This is a genomic window from Desulfohalobium retbaense DSM 5692 (genome assembly GCF_000024325.1).
In the GTDB taxonomy this organism is placed as follows: Bacteria; Desulfobacterota; Desulfovibrionia; order Desulfovibrionales; family Desulfohalobiaceae; genus Desulfohalobium; species Desulfohalobium retbaense.
Genome location: NC_013223.1, coordinates 544,189 through 562,444, shown reverse-complemented (window position 1 = coordinate 562,444; position 18,256 = coordinate 544,189). Strand labels below are relative to the sequence as shown.

The window sequence follows — 18,256 nt, the reverse complement described above, 5'->3', positions numbered from 1 at the left end:
CATTTAAGAATAGACCGGTGCCCAAAACGAGTCAAGCACAACCCGCCCCCCCGTCCTACCGTTACCTCTTTGGTCCGGTGGCTTCGAGTCGTCTCGGCCGCTCCCTGGGACTCGACCTCCTCGGCGGACCGATCTGCAGCTTTGACTGCGTGTATTGCGAAGTAGGGCGCACCAAGCTCCACACCTGTCAGCGACGGGCGCATGTCCCCGCATCGCGACTCGTGCAGGAACTGCGGCAGTGGTTCAAGGAGGGGCACCAGCCGCCGGATTACATCACCCTCGGCGGGCAGGGGGAACCGACCCTGAACAGCGAACTGGGTACGCTGGTCCACCAGGTGCGGCAGCAGTGGCCGACTATTCCAATTGCCGTCCTGACCAATTCCTCCCTGTTGCACCGCGAGGACGTCCAGGAGGAACTGGCAGAAGTCGACACGGTGCTGCCGTCGCTGGACACCCTTGTCGATACGGAATTTCACCATCTCAACCGGCCTTGCACCGGGGTCGACCTGAGTCGCATCAGCCAAGGGCTCTTGGAATTCCGTCGCCGCTACAGCGGCAAAATCTTTCTTGAAATTCTTCTGGTCCATGGCATAAACGACACTGCAGAAAATAAAAATCGATTACGGGAATTTATTGCAGAATTTTCCCCGCAGCGTGTAGATGTCGTTACCATGACACGGCCCGGCGCCTTCAGTGAGGCCCGGCCGATCCCCAATTCAATACTTCGTTCCTGGCGCGAGGCACTTGGTGCCTGCCAAGATCCCGTGGCGCGGTCATCCGCACCCGAAACACACACCACCTCACCGGTACACCTGGACGGGCAAGCCATTGCGGCCACAATCACCAACTCATTGGCCAGACGACCGCAAACTGTGGACCAGCTGGCTTTTGCCTTGAATTTTGCCCGTTCCGACGTCGCCGCGACCCTGGATGCCCTTCAAAACCAGGGGACTGTCGTGGTTCTCACGGGAACGGATGTCCCGTATTACGGGCTCGCGTCAAGCGAACGCAACTAGCAACGAGGAGCGACATGGCTCAAAAACGCAAACGCAAAATGTTTATCAGTGTCCTGCCCGGCGAACAGATTGAAGTCGTCATCGCCCAGGACGCCAAGGTCCAAGAATACTACGTCGAAATGCTCAACCAGGCCAAGACGAAGGGCAATATCTACAAAGGGACCATCAACAACATCGACCCCGCCCTGCAAGCCGCCTTCATCCAATACGGGGCCAAAAAGAACGGGTTCCTCCAGGTCGACGAAGTCCACCAGGAATATTACCAAAACGATATCAAGCCCAAAAAAGGCTACAAGTACCCTCCGCTGCACAAGGTCCTCAAACCGGGGCAAGAGGTTCTTGTCCAGGTGGTCAAGGAACCCACTGGGTCTAAAGGGGCCTTTTTGACCACCTATCTCTCCCTGCCCGGTCGCTATTTTGTGCTCACCCCGGGCCGTGAACAGACCGGGATTTCCCGCAAAATCGATGATGAGAAGGAACGGGAACGGCTGCGCAAGATCATTGAAGACTTCAAGCTTGATCCCGGTATAGGGCTTATTCTGCGCACCGTAAGCTCCAACCAGACCAAGACCAATCTCTCCCGCGATCTGCAATTTCTCAAACGGCTCTGGAAAGAGGTCCGCAAACGCGGGGTCTCTGAAAAAGCGCCCAGTTTGATCTACGAGGAAAAGGATCTCGCCTTTCGGGCGGTTCGCGACTACCTCACCGATGATGTCTCCGAGGTCTGGGTTGATCATCAGGAGACCGCCAAACAGATCAAAGAATACGCCTCGCTGGCGTTTCCCCGGAGAAACCGCCTCGTCAAGCAGCACACCGACGCTGACCGCTCCCTGTTCGAACGCTTCAATCTCATCGACCAGCTCCAGTCTGTGTACAGCCGACAGGTCACCCTGCCCAGCGGGGGCAGCCTGGTTTTTGACCAGACTGAGGCGCTTATGGCCATCGACATCAACTCCGGCAAAATCGGGGGCGAAAGCAATTTCGCCGAGATGGCCCTGAAGACCAACCTCGAAGCGGCCGAAGAAATCCCCCACCAATTGCGCCTGCGAGATATCGGGGGTCAGGTTGTGATCGATTTTATTGAGATGAAGGACAACAAACACAGCCGGGACGTGGAAAAGACCCTGCGCGCGGCTGTCAAAGACGACAAGGCCCGCACCAGTGTTGGTCGGATCTCCCGTTTCGGTCTTTTGGAGATGGTCCGCCAACGTATGGGGTCCTCGGCCCTTTCTACGACCATGGAACCATGTCCCTGCTGCCAGGGCGCCGGCATCCGGCGTAATCTCGAATGGCAGGCCATGCAGGCCTTGCGCGACATCCGCTACCAGTTGAACAAAAAAAACGGCGCATCCACTCTGGATTTCCCCATTGGCAAAGAACTCGCCCTGTATCTTTTGAATACGAAACGGGACCGATTGACCGAACTCGAACAGGAATTCCAGACCACGATCACCATCTCCGCGACCGACAATGCCCTTACCTAGACGCCTTCTTCTGCATATCTGCTGCGGCCCGTGCGCCATCGTTCCCCTGCGCCGTCTGACTGAACAGGGGATCGAGGTCACGGGCCTATTCTCCAACCCCAATATCCACCCGCTTCAAGAGTATCTGCGCCGGCGCGACGGGGCCTTGGAGGTCGCGGAGCGGTTTTCCGTCAAGCTCATCTGCAAGGATGCCGACTACGACCCCGCCGAGTTTTTGCGGCGGGTGGTCTTCCGCGAAGCGCACCGCTGTTTTCTCTGCTACCAGACGCGGCTGGAGCGAACCGCCTCCATCGCCCGCAAGGGGAGCTTCGACGCCTTCAGCTCCACCCTGCTCTACAGTAAGCGGCAAAATCATGCCGCGCTGGCCGAACTCGGGCACCAGATTGCCGGCAATGGCGCCTGCCGGTTCTGGTACGAGGATTTCCGCACCGGCTGGCGTGAAGGGATTCAGACGAGTCAGGAGTGGGGAATTTACCGGCAATCGTATTGCGGCTGTCTCTACAGCGAATTCGAGCGCTTCCAGAACGAACTCCAGTCCGGCTGAGCCGCCCCTGTGCTTCAAGCCTGCCGCCGCCCGTTTATGCTGCTCTATATCCACTTCCCTTTCTGCCGCAGCAAATGCGCCTATTGCGCCTTTGCCTCCGGCCCCGGCTCCCGCGAGGACATCGCCGCCTGGACCCGGCTGGTCTGCGCCGAAGCCCGTCTCTGGGGCCGACGTCTCGCCAAGCCGGAACTGCAGACGGTCTATCTTGGCGGCGGCACCCCGAGCCTGCTTCCTCCGGAAAGTCTCCACCGTCTGGTCCACACCCTGCAGTCCGCTTTTGTCTGGCCGCAGGGCATCGAATGGACACTTGAGGCAAACCCGGATTCGTTCCAGGACCCCGCCTACGCCAAGTCTCTTTACGACCTGGGAGTCAACCGGATCAGTTTCGGCGTCCAAAGCATGGCAGACAGGGAACTCGATCTCCTGGGACGGGCGCATACCGCCGCGCAGGCGGTCCGGGCCGTCACCCTCGCCCGGGAAGCCGGAGTGTCCAATATCAGCCTGGACCTCCTCTGGGGGCTGCCCGGGCATACGCTCACCCAATGGGAACACACCCTGGAACAGGCCCTGGCGTTAAAACCGCGTCATCTCTCCTGCTACGGACTGACCCCGGAACCCGACACCCCATTGGCCGGGGATCTGGAGGCCCGGGCCATTCCGCCTCTGCCCGATGAGGACATGCTCACTGCGATGTACGACCACACCGTGGACGCGTTGGGCCAATTCGGGCTGGAGCAATACGAGATCGCCAATTTCGCCCAGCCCGGCTGGGAAAGCCAACACAACAGCGGCTATTGGCAAGGCTGGCCCTACCTGGGCCTGGGCCCGGCCGCGGTATCCACCCTCGAGGGCAGCCGTTGGACCAATCCGACGCATCTAGCCGCCTACGCCCGGGCGGTCACCCAGCAAACCCTCGGCCAGTCCGCCCACCAGCTCACCTGCCGGGAGCGCTGCCTGGAGACGCTCATGCTCCAGCTGCGCACCCGCGCCGGTCTGGACTGCTCCACCTTCGCCCGCGAATTTGGCACCGATCCGCTGACCGCCTGCCCCGAATTGTGCGCTCAACTTCAAAACCAAAGATTGGCGGATATCGCCGCCGGCACCCTACGCCTGACCTCCGCCGGCATGCTGATGGCCAACAGCATTACCGAACGCTTGAGTAGCGTCCTGCTGCCCTCGCACTGAATTTGTACTCCCCACGCGCCCTATTTCCTGGCCGGAGGCACATCCCGGCACCGGGGCCCAAACACATCCTAAAAACTCCGCGCCCCGGACCGCCCCATCCGCCCGTGCAAACGCGAAGGCGCCGGCCCTTTCCGCAGAAAGAACCGGCGCCCGAAACGCTTTTCCGCGAGCGCGGTTACGGCTTACGAACCGTCCCCGTCCTCCAGCAATTGGGTATTACGGAAGTCCCGATAGATATTGGGATGGTGCATATCGAAGCCCATATCCATGGTGTGGCAGACCGCGCAGTTCTTGTTCGAGGAAATTGGTAGCGAATTGCCTTGATATTGCTGCGGCTGGATATTGTCCCGATTTTTGCCGTACATATTGGTGGCCGGATAGTTGGCGTGGGTCGAGCCGTGGCACGCTTCGCACATGATGGTTCCGGTCTCCTCGTGACGCAGGCGGAAAAGTTCGTCGGCGCCGGAGGTCCACTTGTTGAATCCGGAAACATCCTTACTTTCCGGCTTGCCATAATCCACGTGGCAATTGAGGCAGTCCGGTTCGTTGATCCACGGAGTCCGCGGGCGGATGTGCTGGACCTTGTCCACTGTATTGGGTTCGAGATGGGTCATCATCCGGGCCGCGCCCTTTTTCCCGGCCCGTAATTCCTTTTTCAGCAGGCTCAGAGCATGATCCTCCAGGCTGCCGTGACAACTGGTACAATCCAGACCAACCCCGGCGTGCACCCCGCGCAGGCATCCGGTCGGCCCTGCGGCGGACGACGGATGGCAGGAACTGCACACCTCGGCCCCGCGGTCAGTCAGGTAATTGGCGTGCCAGCCGTGGATCGCGGCGGGGAAGTTCATGATATTGGGGTAGTCCGGGTTCTCCTCGGTTCCCAGCACCGGATCGGGATGACAGCTCTGACAGAGTTTCGGCTCGCCGTTGCGGGCGGCAGCAAGAAGATCGGTGCGGTTATTCTTGTCGTGGGTCGCCAGGATGTCCATGGAGGTCGCATCAGTGAAGCCGGCCTTGCCGTCCACCCGCCAGGAACCGCCGTGACAATTTTTGCAGCCCATTTCCGTACTCGTTGGCGCGACCATCGAGGTCCGGGCCAGGACCTCGCCACTCTGGGCATCCTTGGCCGTGACATGGAACAGCGGATACGGCATATATCCGCCCTCTTCAGGATAGGGGACAACCGGCACCAGAGAGGCCTCAAAAGCGGACAGCTCTTTGCTCAGATGCATCTTGCCGCGCATGCCGTTTCCGGACAGGCCGACATTGTCTTCCAGTTCGGTACCGAAAAGGGCCTCGACATTGTCCCAAAACGGGACCTTGCCGGCAGGGTTTTCAAATCCCTCTTCCACGGCGTATTCGATCTCCACACCTTTGGTGACGACCTCGGGGATCGGTCCCCGCCGGATCAGCTGAGCAAAGAGATCGTTGGCCGGAGGCAGCAGCACCCACCAGTCGGAACTGTCGGAGATGCAGTGCATGCCCAGGTTATTCCAGGCCAAAAGGACATAGTCGTCTGAATCGGGGTCAAACGGGGGCACAGCATGCTGCCGTTGCGCAATGGCTCCGGCTTCGTGCGGTTCGGCCGGTTTCTTGCCGTGAAGATCAGAGACGATGTAGGCGGCAAGGGCCTTGCGTTCCTGTCGCGTGCCCATAAACCGGGGCATGTAGTCGTTGAGTTTACCAAGCCCGTCGAGTTGGGCGTCCATGGCGAACAGATCATATTTGGCGGTCAGCGGCAGAATATCGTTCTGCGGACCGTCCACAGAATGGCAATTCATGCATTGCAAGCGGAATATTTCCCGGCCCGCGGCCTGGCGGTTGTCCGGGGTGACCGTATCGAAACTGGTCCATTTGGCGCTGGCGAGAAAGCCTTGGGCGTTGATGCGCTCTTCCTGGGAGGTCAATATCCCGTTGGAGTACATGTAGTCGTAAATCAGATACGGGTGGCGCCCGGCTTCACGGATATATTCAAAACTGCCCATATATCCGAGGGCCAGGGCCATGAGCACAAAGGCCAGCGGGCGTTGCCACCTCCGTCCCCCCCGGGCGGTCAGGAGCAGGCCGCCGAGAAACACGGCCCCAGAAAGCCAGAGAAAGGCTTTGAAATACGGCACGAGCTCCGGAGAACGGTCAAGAATGAGTTCCCGGGCCGGCTCCGGAACCGATTGCAGATACCACCAGCCGGAGGCGACCAGAAAGACCATCGGCACCAGGAGCCACCGTGCGTTGTAACGGATCAATTGCGCCCGTGCCTGCTGATCTTTCATGAACGTGGCGGTCACAAATCCAAAGACGCCAGCCAGGACAATGGCCATGAAGGTCCGGAAGACGAGCGACGACCAGAAGGTGGGATTGAAGAAGCCGTGCCAGAAATTGCCGGTTTGCAACCACTCGCCCGGCGTCAGCATAAAGGCGATGATGCCGTTGATCAGAAACAGGGAAGCCCAGGCGGCGCCGAAATAGATCCAGCCCACGGTGAGGTGGCGTTGCTGGTCCATTTTGCCGAAGGTGTAGAAATAAACGAACAGGGCCACGATTTCGACAACAAAAAAGACCCATTCCGTGGCCCAGCCATACAAAAAGTTGTGGATCAGGACCGAGGTCGCGCCCGGACTGAGCACCGAGATGGTAAACCAGATCCCGACGCCGGTCAGGCCCCCGAAGACCATGGTCAAAAGCAGAAAAAACTTGGCGTGCTTGCGTGTGTATTCCAGGATGGACTTCGAGTTTTCCCGATACGCCTTGCGCTCGGTCAAGACGAGGAAAAGTCCGCCGCCAACAGCGAAGTGGGCTACAAAGACATGGACGATGGCCATCAGCGCGATCGGCAAGCCGCCGCCAGCCGCAAAGAGTTCCCAAACCGGATAATTCATGGCCTAGACCTCCTTCCCTGTCTTGGCGGCCAAACGGAGCAGATACACGACCATGGCCATTCCGGCGACAAAGACGAGCAAAAACAGGACCAGCGGCGAATATTCCGGATCGAGCCTGAGATCGGAGAGGGTGAAATACGGCTCCAGGTAGCCGGCCCGGACGAAGTCGCGCATCACGGCCATGATGGAAATGGTGGCGACCAGGGCTACCGCAGCCGGGACCGGACGGCGCTGAAACCCAAGCAAGAGCAACAGTACCGCCCCGCCGATACCGAGAACCAGCAGCGCTGTGGCCAAGGAATCTCCGCCCATGAACTGGAGCATGACCTCCCGTTTCAGGGTGATCAAAAACCAGATCCCAATGACCATCTGGGCCAGAGTAGCATAGGTAAACCACTGCATGCCCCGATTGATGCGTTGCTCACGCTGCTCCGTGGAGGGCTGGGCGGTCTTGGCGGCCCACAGGGCGACGAAAAGCCCCCCGACCGCCACCGAGGCGACCATGAAATGGAGATAGCGCGGAATCAGCGTCGGGTCGGAGAGATTCAAAAGCATTCCGCCGGGGGAGGCGAAATACCGTTCCCAGGCCTCGGGCCGGAGCATGAGGGTCATATTGTTGGTAAAGACAAAGCCCACTGCCAACAACAAGAAAACCGCCGAACCGATGACCCATTTCCGCGCCCCCGCCAAACGCTGGTACCGAAAGTTATAGAGATACGCCAGATAATATGCCAGAATAACGAGAAAAACTACAGCGATCCAGTACACTGCGATAAGAACTGAACTGACATAAATGAACTGGCCATAGAGGACCTGCAGGAATAATAACGGGGCCACGCCCAGATTGACCGTAAAAGCAATGATGTAGGTCAGCTTATGGGACAGGGCTTCGGCCACGGTCCCCTCGCCGCCCTGCGCCCCGCCGCGGAGTTCATCGACAAAGGCGATGATCCCGGCACCGAGCATGGTGTTCATGAACAAGAGATGAAGGACAAATGTCACCAACAGCAGGACATAATGCCACCCCCACGGCACAGGGATAGCGTCGGCGACGGGAACAAGGGATGACGGGTCCATACCCCCTCCTGAGAACCTTGAGAAATGAATGGAAAAAGTGGACTGGACGGGGGCGGCCGGACAACGCCACGGCAACAGCAAAGCGTGTCTTTCGTTTGCCCCCTTGCAAATCTGACCGGTCCCCGCACTTGCCACCATAGGGGCGATCGCTCCGGGGATGGGGGATCTTCCCCACGCCCTGGAAGCGATGTGCGCCTGGCAGGCGAAAATCCTGTGCGAGGTACAAGTCCAGTCCGACCGATCGCAAAGGCCTTGAATGCAAGAGCCAGATTCTCGAATCCAAGGTTTTCGGCGCAGCTTCAGGCTATACGGAGATCCCGTCCGGAGGTCAAATCCCGGGCTCCTGGTGCTGCTGGAGGCTTGCCAAAGCCGAGGAAAGAAGCCACAACACCCCCATGTCCACCATGTATCTTCTTCTTTTTGATGTAGGCAACACCAACACCAAAATCGGGCTCTCCCAGGACGGGCGACTGCTCGGATCGTACAGTTTCCCGAGTTCCACTGCGGATACAGCCGACACCTGGGGCTTTCGCGTCCTGGAGATCTGCCGCTACTGGGAACTGGCTCCAGAAAAGCTCACTGCCTGGATCATTTCCTCGGTCGTGCCGCCGCTCAACGACGCTCTCAAGGTTGCCGGGGACCGTTTTTGTGCCTGTCCCGTCCATTTTGTCCCCAAAGATATCGGCGTGCCGCTGGAGAACCACTACGCCCGGCCCCAGGAGGTCGGTGCCGATCGCCTGGTCACAGCATTGGCCGCCCGCCGCCGTTTTGCCACCCCGGCGATCATTGTCGTGGATTTCGGCACAGCCACGACATTCGACTGCATTCAGGACAAAGCCTATCTCGGAGGGCTGATTTGCCCCGGGGTCTTGTCCTCGGCCAAAGGCCTGGCCCTGCAGACAGCCAAACTGCCCCAGATCAGCCTGGAGCTCGACAGCGATGAAGTCCAGATCGGCATGTCGACCTCCACAAGTCTGAACCACGGTTTCCTCTTCGGTTTTGCCTCCATGATCGAGGGGTTGTGCGCCCGAATCCAGAAACACCTCTTCGGCGAGGTCACCGTTGTGGCCACGGGCGGCTTTGGGCGTCGCCTGCAACCGGTCTGTCCCTGTCTGGAGCATGTCGAACCCGATCTGTTGCTGCAGGGGCTGCAATACGCCGCCGATCAGCTCAGCTGCGACATCCTGGGCGGACAGCCGTCCTCATCCCAGCGCCGGAGTTGATGCGGCCCCGTTCCAAACCCCCAACCGTCTCCCCTCTGGCCCTGTCCGCGGACCCGGGTTCCGGCCAACGTCCGGAGTCGCGGTCTGTGTACCGGCCAGGTTTCACATAATCAGCAATCATAAAAGGAGCGATCCTATGCGTAGCAGCACTATCACCTCGGTCTGGGCCAGGGAAATCCTGGACTCCCGGGGCAACCCCACCGTTGAGGTCGAAGTCGGTCTGGAAAGCGGCGACACCGGTCGGGCCGCTGTCCCTTCCGGGGCATCGACCGGCGCCAGAGAAGCCCTGGAATTACGGGACAAGGACGCCAAACGGTATAACGGCAAAGGCGTGACCAAGGCGGTAACCAATGTCATCGAGGAAATCGGCGACGAGATCGCCGGGCTGGACGCGGTACGCCAAAACGAAGTCGACGAACGGCTCCTGGAACTCGACGACACCGACAACAAATCCCGCCTCGGCGCCAACGCCATGCTCGGGGTTTCCCTGGCTGTGGCCCGTGCTGCCGCTGCCTTTGTCGGCCTGCCGTTGTACAGGTACCTCGGCGGCGTGAACGCCAAGATCCTGCCCGCGCCGATGATGAACATTCTCAATGGCGGGGCCCATGCCTCCAACAACCTGGATATCCAGGAATTCATGATCATGCCGCTGGGCGCGGACAGCTTCTCCGAAGCCCTGCGCATGGGCGCCGAAACCTTCCAGGCCCTCAAAGGGCTGCTGGCCCAGGACGGGCTGGTCACCGCCGTTGGCGACGAAGGCGGTTTCGCCCCCAATCTCAAATCGAACAAGCAAGCCTTCGAATACATCATGCGGGCCATTGAAAAAGCCGGATACGTCCCCGGCAAACAGATGGCCCTGGCCATCGACGCCGCCGCCTCAGAATTCTTCAAGGATGGCAAATATGTTTTGGCCGGCGAAGGCAAGACCTTGAGCGCTGACGAACTGGTCAAACTGTACGCCGAATACTGCAACGAATTCCCCATCGTCTCCATTGAGGACGGGCTGGCCGAAGGCGATTGGGACGGCTGGCAGCGGCTGACCCACGAACTCGGCCACGCCGTCCAGCTTGTAGGCGACGACGTCTTTGTCACCAACCCCTCTCTGCTCGCCGACGGGATTGCCGAAGGGGTCGCGAACTCCATTCTCATCAAACTCAACCAGATCGGGACCCTGACCGAGACCCTGGATACCATCGAGATGGCCCGGGAAGCCTCGTACACCACGGTCATTTCCCACCGCTCCGGGGAAACCGAAGACCACTTCATCGCCGATCTCGCTGTGGCCACGAACGCCGGACAGATCAAGACTGGCTCGCTGAGCCGCTCCGACCGTTTGGCCAAGTACAACCAGTTGCTGCGAATCGAAGAGGAATTGGACGAACAGGCTCTGTATCTCGGCCCCGCCCTGGCCATGACCTGGTTCGAAGCAGACTGAACCGGTCTCAGTGTACCGACCAAAACAGAAAGGCCCCGCCGGAGCGCGCTCCGGCGGGGCCTTTTCACTCCACTTCCCTGGAGCCAGGAACAATATGCCTACCGGCCCTCGAGTCCCCCTGTCTGACGCAGGGCCTCGTACAACAGCACGGAGGTGGCGTTGGCCAGATTGAGACTGCGCACCTGCCCCCAGATCGGGATGCGCACGAGTTCTGCGGCCTGCTCGCAGATCGCGGAGGGCAACCCACTGCTCTCCGGGCCGAGGACGATATAATCTTCTGTGCGAAACGCAACAGTATGGTAAGCGGCTCCCTGGCGGGCGCTCGAAGCCACCAGACGGGCCCCTGATGGCAGAGAATCGCAAAACGAAGGCCAGTCCGGCCAGACCGTAAGGTCCAGGTGTGGCCAATAGTCGAGGCCGGCCCGCTTCAAATACCGGTCCTCCAGGCGAAACCCGAGGGGCTCGATAAGATGCAAGGGCGTTGTGGTCGCGGCACAAAGACGCCCGATATTGCCAGTATTGGGAGGGATTTCAGGTTCAAAAAGAACAATCTGCATGAGGGGGTCCCAAGGGATTCACGGAATGGAAGGGTCTGCACCGGACGCTGCGAACGATTCTGCCATCCCCAAGAGAGGGTACGGCCATTGCCATACCGGCTGCATGGCTCCGGGTGTCGGCATAAAAAAGACCCTGCCGGAGCAGGGCCTGGGAAGAACAGGATGGTGGGCGGTACTGGATTTGAACCAGTGACTTCCACCGTGTGAAGATGGCACTCTGACCAACTGAGTTAACCGCCCAATGGAAAGGCTTTATAGCCAAAACAGCTTTGGCTGACAACCACTTTTTTGACACAGACATGAACCGGTTCTGGAGTTTTGCTCCCGGCCTGCAAGCTGCCTTCAGCGCCCCAAGAGCCGTTGCTTCCTGCCAACACCCTGACCGGCAAACACCCTGCAAAACCCTAAAACTACGCCCACGCTCTTTTTGCAGGCCAGGGGCAAAATTTCAGAACTGGAGTTCCGAAATTCACACATTCGAATCCCCCCGTGCGGGCCCCCTCTTTTGGCCGGGGCCTGGACGCGAGGCCGCTTTTGCAGTAGAGGCGTCTGCATGCATGAAATGTCAATCGCACAAAGTCTGGTGGAAATCCTGCAGGATGAGATGACCAAACACGGCGTCAGCCGCCTCAAGCGGGTCAAGGTCAAACACGGCCGCCTCGCCGCTGTGGTCCCCGAAGCGCTGGACATGGCCTTTCAGGCCCTGACAGTGGAGACGGATATGGCCGGGGCAACGTTGGAGTTAGAGGAGGTGCCAGTACAGGTGCGCTGCAGCGCCTGCGGCGCCGAATTCGCGCCCGAAGAGGCATCCACGCTCTACCTCCCCTGTCCCCAATGCGAGGAACCGTTTGGTCACGAGATCCTGAGCGGCAAAGAATTGTACATTGATGAGTTGGAGGCGGAATAAATGCAGATTCCCGTGGTACGCGATATCCTGGAACAAAACGACCAAGTGGCGGAAGAACTCAAATCGCTGTTTGCCGAAAAAAATATCCTGGTCTTGAACCTGATGAGTTCGCCGGGGGCAGGGAAAACGACCCTGCTGGAACACACCCTCCACGCCTTGAAGGAGGAATTCGGCATCGGGGTCATTGAGGGCGACCTCCAGACCTCGAACGACGCCGAGCGCGTCGCGGCCACTGGGGCCCAGACCATCCAGATCAACACCGACGGCGGCTGCCATCTGAGCAGCAACATGGTCAAAAAGGCCGTGGAGCAATTGGATCTGGACCGGCTGGACATCCTGTTCATCGAAAACGTCGGCAACCTTGTCTGCCCGGCTGAATTCAACCTCGGCGAGGATCTCAAGGTCACCTTGCTCAGTGTCACCGAGGGCGACGACAAGCCCGAAAAATACCCCTACATGTTCGCTCTGTCCAAGGTCGTGCTCCTGAATAAGGTCGATCTTCTGCCCTACGTCGATTTCAGCCTGGAACGCGCTGAGCACTTCGCCCGGGCGGTCAACAAGGAGACCCAGGTCTTCTCCCTTTCCTGCCGCGAGGGCGACGGGCTCGACGAGTGGTACGAATGGCTCCGCGGCGCGGCCAAAGACAAGCGCACCCACTCCTGATTCCAGGGGCTACCGGCGAGACCACGTTGCGGTGTCATCAAAGACCGTGTTCCGGATTTGAACGGCCTGTGGGGTGCGGTGGATTACGCCAGTCAGCCAGGACAGCGTCCGACTGATTGACCACCGCCCCGCGGACCGCGATACGCCATTTTTTCCAGGCCGAGGCGAAACTTCGGAACCGGGTCGCCCGAGGCCAGCATTTGAATTCTCTTGGACGCAAATTGGAAGAACACCATGGCGTTTCCCGACAATTTGCCCTGCGAGGCCATCCTGGACAGCATTGCCGACGGGGTGTTCACCGTGGACCTCGAATGGACGATCACCTCGTTCAACCGGGCCGCCACTCAGATTACCGGCATCGCCCGCCAGGATGCCGTGGGGCAAAAATGCTGGGAGGTCTTGCGGTCTTCGCTGTGTGACGGCTCTTGTGCCCTGGAGACCTGCCTGCGGGATGCCACCTCCATCAGCAACAAATCCATTTTTATTATCCGCCCCGACGGGAGCAAAGTGCCCATCTCCATCAGCGCGGCCCCATTGCACAACCACCAGGGCGAATGCATCGGCGGCGTGGAGACCTTTCGGGACCTGAGCGCCATCCAGGTCATGCGCCAGGAGATGGAGCAACGCTACACCTTTGAAGACATCGTCGGCAAAAGCGAAGCCCTGTCCAAGATCTTCCGCATCTTGCCGCAGGTGGCCCAGAGTCCGTCCTCGGTTCTGCTGACCGGCGAATCGGGCACAGGCAAGGAATTGTTTGCCCGCGCCCTGCACAACCTCAGCCCGCGCCGACAGGGCCCTCTGGTTGTAGTCAACTGCGGCGCCCTTCCCGAGCACCTCCTGGAATCCGAACTTTTCGGCTACAAGGCCGGTGCGTTCACCGACGCCAAAAAAGACAAACCCGGCCGATTCCAACTCGCCGATGGCGGGACCCTGTTTTTGGACGAGATCGGCGATCTGCCTCTGGCCCTGCAGGTCAAACTGTTGCGGGTGTTGCAGGAAAAACAGGTCGAACCCCTCGGCGCTGTGGCTCCGGTGCCTACGGACGTGCGGATCATCGCCGCCACCAACCGGGACCTGGAACACCTTGTTCGCGAAGGCCGGTTCCGCGAGGACCTCTTCTACCGTCTCAATGTCGCCCAACTCCGACTGCCCCCACTGCGCGAGCGGCAGGAAGACATCCCCTTGTTGGCCAACCATTTCATACGGCGCTTCAACCTCCTGCAAGGTAAAGAGGTCCAGGGCATTTCCGAGGACGCTCTGGCCACCCTTATACGTCACGATTTTCCCGGCAACATCAGGGAGTTGGAAAACATCCTCGAATACAGTTTCATCCTGTGCTCTTCAGGATTCATCCAACTCGAGCATTTGCCGGAAAAATTCCATCCTCAGGAGGCAAGTTCCCCGAACACCAATGCCCCCATGACCATGGAAGAGGTCAAGGTCCAAGCCGCCCGGCAGGCCCTGGCCCGCAACCAGGGCAAAAAAATGGCCGCCTGCCGCGAACTCGATATCAGCAAGGATACCCTGCGCCGCCTTTTGCGCCAGGGGTAAACAAAAAATTCGCCCTCCATACACCCAAAAGACAAATAATTCGCCCATCCTAGCCCACCGAACCACTCCTTCTTTTCTCTAATTGCCTGACAAAAATAGAAAAACAAAATCGGCACGGACATTGCTATAAGTAACTCACAGAGCGCAAATCGACCCGTTCTGAAGAGTACTGCCAATGAAAATTTGTCTGGCCATATACCAATCACGCCTCGCGGCGTTGTTCGACAACGCCACCGGGTTGCAGGTCTACACTTGTGAGTCAGACAACACTATTTGCCCCGCAGGTGATATCTCCCTCCCATTTGGCGACCCTACGCTCCGGGTTTCAGCCCTATCTTCCTGCGGGGCAAATATTCTCCTTTGCGGCGCCATAAGCGGTTGCACCACGCGCATGATCCAGGAACACGGCATCAATGTCTTCGGCTGGCTCCGCGGAGACATCTCCACTGTGCTTGAGGCTTGGCGCGAAGACAGGCTGGAAACGCTTTTGATGCCGGGATGCCGCGGATTTCGCTGCTGCCGCCGCTTCCGCGGGCCGCATACGACGCAATAACGGGTAAGGAGGATTCCCCCATGAAAATTGCTATCACCGCCCAAGGCCAGGATCTCAATGCCCCGCTTGATCCCCGCTTCGGACGAACCGGCGGGTTCATCATCTACAATACCGATTCCGGTGAGTTTTCCTACATGGACAACCAGCAGAACCTGGCTGCCACTCAGGGAGCAGGAATTCAAACCGCGCAAAACGTCGCCGACACCGGGGCTCAGGCGGTCTTGACCGGCCATGTCGGCCCCAAGGCCTACACCGCTCTGCAGCGTGGCGGGATCGACATCTATCTGCTGCAAAGCGGTACCGTGCAGGAAGCGATCACCGCCTTTGAAAACGGCGAACTGACCGCCGCAGCCGGTGCCGACAAACCAGGCCACTGGTAATACATCGGTTTTCCACAGGATCTCAGACAACAACAAGCGGCCCCTTTGCGATTCACGCACACCGGACCGCACTGACGACCCTTCAATTGAAGGAGGTGCTCCTATGCCAGGACTCAATGGAACAGGCCCGTTTGGCGAAGGCCCCATGACTGGACGTGGTGCCGGACGGTGTTCCGGTGCCGTTCAAAACCAGGGATTTGGTTTCGGCCGTGGCCTTGGCCGCGGTTTTGGCCGCGGCTTCGGTAGGGGATTCGGGCGCGGATTCTGTCGCTGGGGTGTCAATGCCGCTCCAGGTGTTCCGGCCCAGCCCATGACCGCGCAGGACGAAGAACAGGCCCTGAACACACAGCTCTCCTGGCTCCAACGCCAGGTGCAAGCCCTTCAGGACCGTCTCGCCCAACTCCAGGGCGACACAAAATAAGTCCCCACGGACACGCGGCCTCTTGAAAATGACGCTCCTTTGATCAGCAAGGGAGCGTTCATTTCCGTGTGGCCCGCACAGTCCCCAACCTTCCCGCCACACACAGCAGGGTGCAAACGCGGGTGCTTGGAACAGGAGGGATGTCCTATGGCGCATCCACGTTCATGTCCCCAAACAATGGCCAACCAAGGCCACCAAGACAGCTTTTCCCGGTCTGTCCCTGAAGCTGGGGGCGCGTGTTTTTGTCCATGTTGCGGCGAGCGCTTCCCTCGCAAAAGGGGGACACCTTGTGTGGACTCCCATTGTCCCGTGTGCGGCGGCCCCATGACCAGTTGCAAATCCTGACTGAGGGATCCCGCAGTCCGGGCAGCAATCCCCGGGGCCGTCACAGAATACCTGCGAGACCGCAACTCCCCCTTGAATGCGCTCGTATTGCCCAGGAACGCACCCAGGATACGCAGCATTTTAAACGGGTTGCTGCTTTATACCCAAGAGGAACGTTCAACGGGCTCGAGCCCCATTTTGAGTTGTATCCAACGCGCCAGACTCGGCCCCACCCAGGCAGATGCAGGCAGTGAAATCCGGCACACTGGGGGCGCTGACCTTCACGGCCACGCCCGGCTGCGGTCTGGCAAGGAGAAGCATATATGCGTATCGCCATTGCCAGCGGCAAGGGAGGCACGGGGAAAACAACCGTGACCACCAACCTCGCCGCATATGTATCCCAAAACACCCATGGAGTGTCGCTTGTCGACTGCGACGTCGAAGAGCCCAACGCCCAATTTTTTCTCGATGCCCACTGGGAATACGAGGAAGCACAACATGTCCCTGTTCCCGCCATTGACCAGGAAACCTGCCTTGGAAGCGAGTGCCGGCAATGTGTCGAGGCCTGTCGCTTCAAGGCCCTGATCTGGATGGTCGATGAAGTCATGGTCTTTCCGGAACTCTGCCACAGTTGCGGCCTGTGCGAGACCATCTGCCCCGTCGGGGCTGTCGGCCAGAGCCATCGCACCATTGGCGACGTCAGACAGGGCAGCGGTCACGGCGTAACGCTGACCGGCGGTCTGATGCGCGTCGGCGAAGCCATGGCGCCTCCCTTGATCCAGCGGGTTAAAGCCAAGGCCCCGGAAACGGCCGAGGTGACCATATACGACTGCCCGCCCGGCACATCCTGTCCGGTTATCGAAGCCCTGGACGGGGCCGACTACACCGTGCTGGTCACCGAACCCACGCCGTTTGGTCTCTATGACCTCCAATTGGCGGTCGGCCTGCTGCGCAAACTGGGCAAACCGTTCGGGGTCGTGCTCAACCGTGACGGCATGGGCGATGACCGGGTCTTGGACTACCTTGAGGCCGAAGGGATTGATCTTCTGGCCCGCCTGCCCCACAGCACCGAGGCGGCCGCAGCATACTCCAGGGGCGAACTCCTCGTTGAGGCGCTGCCTGAAATGCAACAAGCCTACGCGGATCTGTGGTCAGGGATTGTGGAACACATGGCGGCGGAAAAGGAAACGGTATGAAGGAACTCGTTATCATCAGCGGCAAAGGCGGGACCGGAAAAACAAGTATTGTTGCCGGCCTTGCGGCGGTCGGCCCCAAAATGGTGCTCGCCGATTGCGACGTGGACGCGGCGGATCTGCACCTCATCCTGGATCCCGCCGTGGAGCAGACCCACGATTTTTATAGCGGCGAACTCCCGGCCATCGATCCGCAAAAGTGCACTGAATGCGGGGTTTGCGCCTCCTCCTGCCGCTTCGGCGCTATTTCCGAGGACATCGAAATCCGCCTCGAACAGTGCGAAGGATGCGCCCTGTGCAGTTATGTCTGCCCTGAAACGGCCATTTCCATGCACCCCCGACTCTGCGGGCAATGGTTCGTTTCCGGGACACGCTTCGGTCCGCTGGTCCACGCCAGCCTGGGCATCGGGGAGGAAAATTCCGGCAAACTGGTGACCACGGTCCGTCAAAACGCTCACACCGTAGCCGAAGAACGCGGCTATGAATGGGTGGTGGCCGACGGGTCCCCGGGAATCGGCTGCCCGGTCATCGCCTCCTTGACGAACGCTTCGGCGGTCTTACTTGTAGCCGAACCCACAGTCTCGGCCATCCACGACCTCAAGCGAGTCAGCGAACTCACCCGCCATTTCCAGTTGCCGACCATGGCCGTGATCAACAAGACCGACGTCAATCAGGAACTCGTCCAGGAAATCCGAGAATTCTGCCGCGCCCATCGTATTCCAGTCGTCGGCGCCCTGCCCTACGACCCCCGGGTGACCAAAGCCCAGATCCAGGGCCAGAGCGTCAGCGAATACGATCCGCAGGGCCTGGGCGAATTGATGCGCGGTATATGGAACCAGATCGAAACCCATATCTAAAAGAGGAGAC

At 59.5% G+C, this 18,256-nt stretch carries 17 protein-coding genes and 1 tRNA gene; 14 read left to right on the top strand and 4 right to left on the bottom strand.

Features of this window, described 5'->3' with window-relative positions; genetic code table 11:
- Window positions 1-17 precede the first annotated feature (17 nt).
- From DRET_RS02275 to hemW, 4 genes are read left to right on the top strand one after another with little or no spacing between them, the layout of a single operon-like run.
- Complete coding sequence (locus tag DRET_RS02275) at window positions 18-1,016, top strand: radical SAM protein (protein ID WP_015750913.1); 999 nt, start codon at window positions 18-20, stop codon at window positions 1,014-1,016.
- Between the two features lie 14 nt (window positions 1,017-1,030).
- On the top strand, window positions 1,031-2,500 hold the full coding sequence (locus DRET_RS02270) for an Rne/Rng family ribonuclease (protein WP_015750912.1): 1,470 nt from the start codon (window positions 1,031-1,033) through the stop codon (window positions 2,498-2,500).
- A complete protein-coding gene (locus DRET_RS02265; protein ID WP_015750911.1) occupies window positions 2,487-3,044 on the top strand; it encodes an epoxyqueuosine reductase QueH in 558 nt (185 codons plus the stop codon). Before DRET_RS02270 ends, DRET_RS02265 begins: the two co-directional genes overlap by 14 nt.
- 9 nt (window positions 3,045-3,053) lie before the next feature.
- Window positions 3,054-4,229, top strand: a complete 1,176-nt coding sequence (hemW, locus tag DRET_RS02260) for a radical SAM family heme chaperone HemW (protein ID WP_015750910.1) — start codon at window positions 3,054-3,056, stop codon at window positions 4,227-4,229.
- 182 nt (window positions 4,230-4,411) lie between these two features.
- Here hemW and DRET_RS02255 read toward each other — a convergent pair whose 3' ends face one another.
- Complete coding sequence (locus DRET_RS02255) at window positions 4,412-7,105, bottom strand: cytochrome ubiquinol oxidase subunit I (protein WP_015750909.1); 2,694 nt, start codon at window positions 7,103-7,105, stop codon at window positions 4,412-4,414.
- Window positions 7,106-7,108: 3 nt separating this feature from the next.
- Window positions 7,109-8,182 carry a hypothetical protein gene (locus DRET_RS02250; RefSeq protein ID WP_015750908.1) on the bottom strand — a complete coding sequence of 358 codons (1,074 nt, stop codon included), beginning with the start codon at window positions 8,180-8,182 and terminating at the stop codon, window positions 7,109-7,111.
- A 395-nt stretch (window positions 8,183-8,577) separates the two neighbouring features.
- On the opposite strand from DRET_RS02250, the gene DRET_RS02245 reads away from it, so the two are divergent.
- On the top strand, window positions 8,578-9,405 hold the full coding sequence (locus DRET_RS02245) for a type III pantothenate kinase (protein WP_015750907.1): 828 nt from the start codon (window positions 8,578-8,580) through the stop codon (window positions 9,403-9,405).
- 136 nt (window positions 9,406-9,541) lie between these two features.
- The gene (gene eno / locus DRET_RS02240) at window positions 9,542-10,840 is read left to right on the top strand and encodes a phosphopyruvate hydratase (protein WP_015750906.1); all 1,299 of its coding nucleotides are present in this window, start codon (window positions 9,542-9,544) and stop codon (window positions 10,838-10,840) included.
- 98 nt (window positions 10,841-10,938) lie between these two features.
- Here the strand turns inward: eno and DRET_RS02235 are convergent, their stop codons facing one another.
- Both DRET_RS02235 and DRET_RS02230 read right to left on the bottom strand, forming a co-directional pair.
- Window positions 10,939-11,397, bottom strand: a complete 459-nt coding sequence (locus tag DRET_RS02235) for a tRNA (cytidine(34)-2'-O)-methyltransferase (protein ID WP_015750905.1) — start codon at window positions 11,395-11,397, stop codon at window positions 10,939-10,941.
- A 163-nt stretch (window positions 11,398-11,560) separates the two neighbouring features.
- A tRNA-Val gene (locus DRET_RS02230) sits at window positions 11,561-11,637 on the bottom strand.
- Window positions 11,638-11,950: 313 nt separating this feature from the next.
- On the opposite strand from DRET_RS02230, the gene DRET_RS02225 reads away from it, so the two are divergent.
- From DRET_RS02225 to DRET_RS02190, 8 genes are all read left to right on the top strand, one after another.
- Window positions 11,951-12,304, top strand: coding sequence for a hydrogenase maturation nickel metallochaperone HypA/HybF (locus DRET_RS02225; protein ID WP_015750904.1), 354 nt, complete (start codon window positions 11,951-11,953; stop codon window positions 12,302-12,304).
- On the top strand, window positions 12,305-12,967 hold the full coding sequence (gene hypB, locus DRET_RS02220) for a hydrogenase nickel incorporation protein HypB (RefSeq protein WP_015750903.1): 663 nt from the start codon (window positions 12,305-12,307) through the stop codon (window positions 12,965-12,967).
- A 234-nt stretch (window positions 12,968-13,201) separates the two neighbouring features.
- On the top strand, window positions 13,202-14,518 hold the full coding sequence (locus DRET_RS02215; RefSeq protein ID WP_015750902.1) for a sigma-54 interaction domain-containing protein: 1,317 nt from the start codon (window positions 13,202-13,204) through the stop codon (window positions 14,516-14,518).
- A 175-nt stretch (window positions 14,519-14,693) separates the two neighbouring features.
- On the top strand, window positions 14,694-15,071 hold the full coding sequence (locus DRET_RS02210) for a NifB/NifX family molybdenum-iron cluster-binding protein (protein WP_015750901.1): 378 nt from the start codon (window positions 14,694-14,696) through the stop codon (window positions 15,069-15,071).
- A gap of 20 nt (window positions 15,072-15,091) precedes the next feature.
- The gene (locus tag DRET_RS02205) at window positions 15,092-15,451 is read left to right on the top strand and encodes a NifB/NifX family molybdenum-iron cluster-binding protein (RefSeq protein ID WP_015750900.1); all 360 of its coding nucleotides are present in this window, start codon (window positions 15,092-15,094) and stop codon (window positions 15,449-15,451) included.
- A gap of 103 nt (window positions 15,452-15,554) precedes the next feature.
- Window positions 15,555-15,872 carry a DUF5320 domain-containing protein gene (locus tag DRET_RS02200; protein ID WP_015750899.1) on the top strand — a complete coding sequence of 106 codons (318 nt, stop codon included), beginning with the start codon at window positions 15,555-15,557 and terminating at the stop codon, window positions 15,870-15,872.
- 647 nt (window positions 15,873-16,519) lie between these two features.
- On the top strand, window positions 16,520-17,392 hold the full coding sequence (locus DRET_RS02195; protein WP_015750897.1) for a nucleotide-binding protein: 873 nt from the start codon (window positions 16,520-16,522) through the stop codon (window positions 17,390-17,392).
- A complete protein-coding gene (locus DRET_RS02190) occupies window positions 17,389-18,246 on the top strand; it encodes a nucleotide-binding protein (protein WP_015750896.1) in 858 nt (285 codons plus the stop codon). The genes DRET_RS02195 and DRET_RS02190 overlap by 4 nt, the downstream gene beginning before the upstream one ends.
- Window positions 18,247-18,256: the final 10 nt, after the last annotated feature.

What these genes read in the sequence shown, in the direction of transcription:
- DRET_RS02270 (WP_015750912.1), top strand. Translation starts at nt 1,031, where the DNA reads ATGGCTCAAAAACGCAAACGCAAAATGTTTATCAGTGTCCTGCCCGGC.
- DRET_RS02265 (WP_015750911.1), top strand. Translation starts at nt 2,487, where the DNA reads ATGCCCTTACCTAGACGCCTTCTTCTGCATATCTGCTGCGGCCCGTGC.
- DRET_RS02255 (WP_015750909.1), bottom strand. Translation starts at nt 7,105, where the DNA reads ATGAATTATCCGGTTTGGGAACTCTTTGCGGCTGGCGGCGGCTTGCCG.
- DRET_RS02250 (WP_015750908.1), bottom strand. Translation starts at nt 8,182, where the DNA reads ATGGACCCGTCATCCCTTGTTCCCGTCGCCGACGCTATCCCTGTGCCG.
- DRET_RS02245 (WP_015750907.1), top strand. Translation starts at nt 8,578, where the DNA reads ATGTCCACCATGTATCTTCTTCTTTTTGATGTAGGCAACACCAACACC.
- eno (WP_015750906.1), top strand. Translation starts at nt 9,542, where the DNA reads ATGCGTAGCAGCACTATCACCTCGGTCTGGGCCAGGGAAATCCTGGAC.
- DRET_RS02235 (WP_015750905.1), bottom strand. Translation starts at nt 11,397, where the DNA reads ATGCAGATTGTTCTTTTTGAACCTGAAATCCCTCCCAATACTGGCAAT.
- DRET_RS02225 (WP_015750904.1), top strand. Translation starts at nt 11,951, where the DNA reads ATGCATGAAATGTCAATCGCACAAAGTCTGGTGGAAATCCTGCAGGAT.
- hypB (WP_015750903.1), top strand. Translation starts at nt 12,305, where the DNA reads ATGCAGATTCCCGTGGTACGCGATATCCTGGAACAAAACGACCAAGTG.
- DRET_RS02215 (WP_015750902.1), top strand. Translation starts at nt 13,202, where the DNA reads ATGGCGTTTCCCGACAATTTGCCCTGCGAGGCCATCCTGGACAGCATT.
- DRET_RS02210 (WP_015750901.1), top strand. Translation starts at nt 14,694, where the DNA reads ATGAAAATTTGTCTGGCCATATACCAATCACGCCTCGCGGCGTTGTTC.
- DRET_RS02205 (WP_015750900.1), top strand. Translation starts at nt 15,092, where the DNA reads ATGAAAATTGCTATCACCGCCCAAGGCCAGGATCTCAATGCCCCGCTT.
- DRET_RS02200 (WP_015750899.1), top strand. Translation starts at nt 15,555, where the DNA reads ATGCCAGGACTCAATGGAACAGGCCCGTTTGGCGAAGGCCCCATGACT.
- DRET_RS02195 (WP_015750897.1), top strand. Translation starts at nt 16,520, where the DNA reads ATGCGTATCGCCATTGCCAGCGGCAAGGGAGGCACGGGGAAAACAACC.
- DRET_RS02190 (WP_015750896.1), top strand. Translation starts at nt 17,389, where the DNA reads ATGAAGGAACTCGTTATCATCAGCGGCAAAGGCGGGACCGGAAAAACA.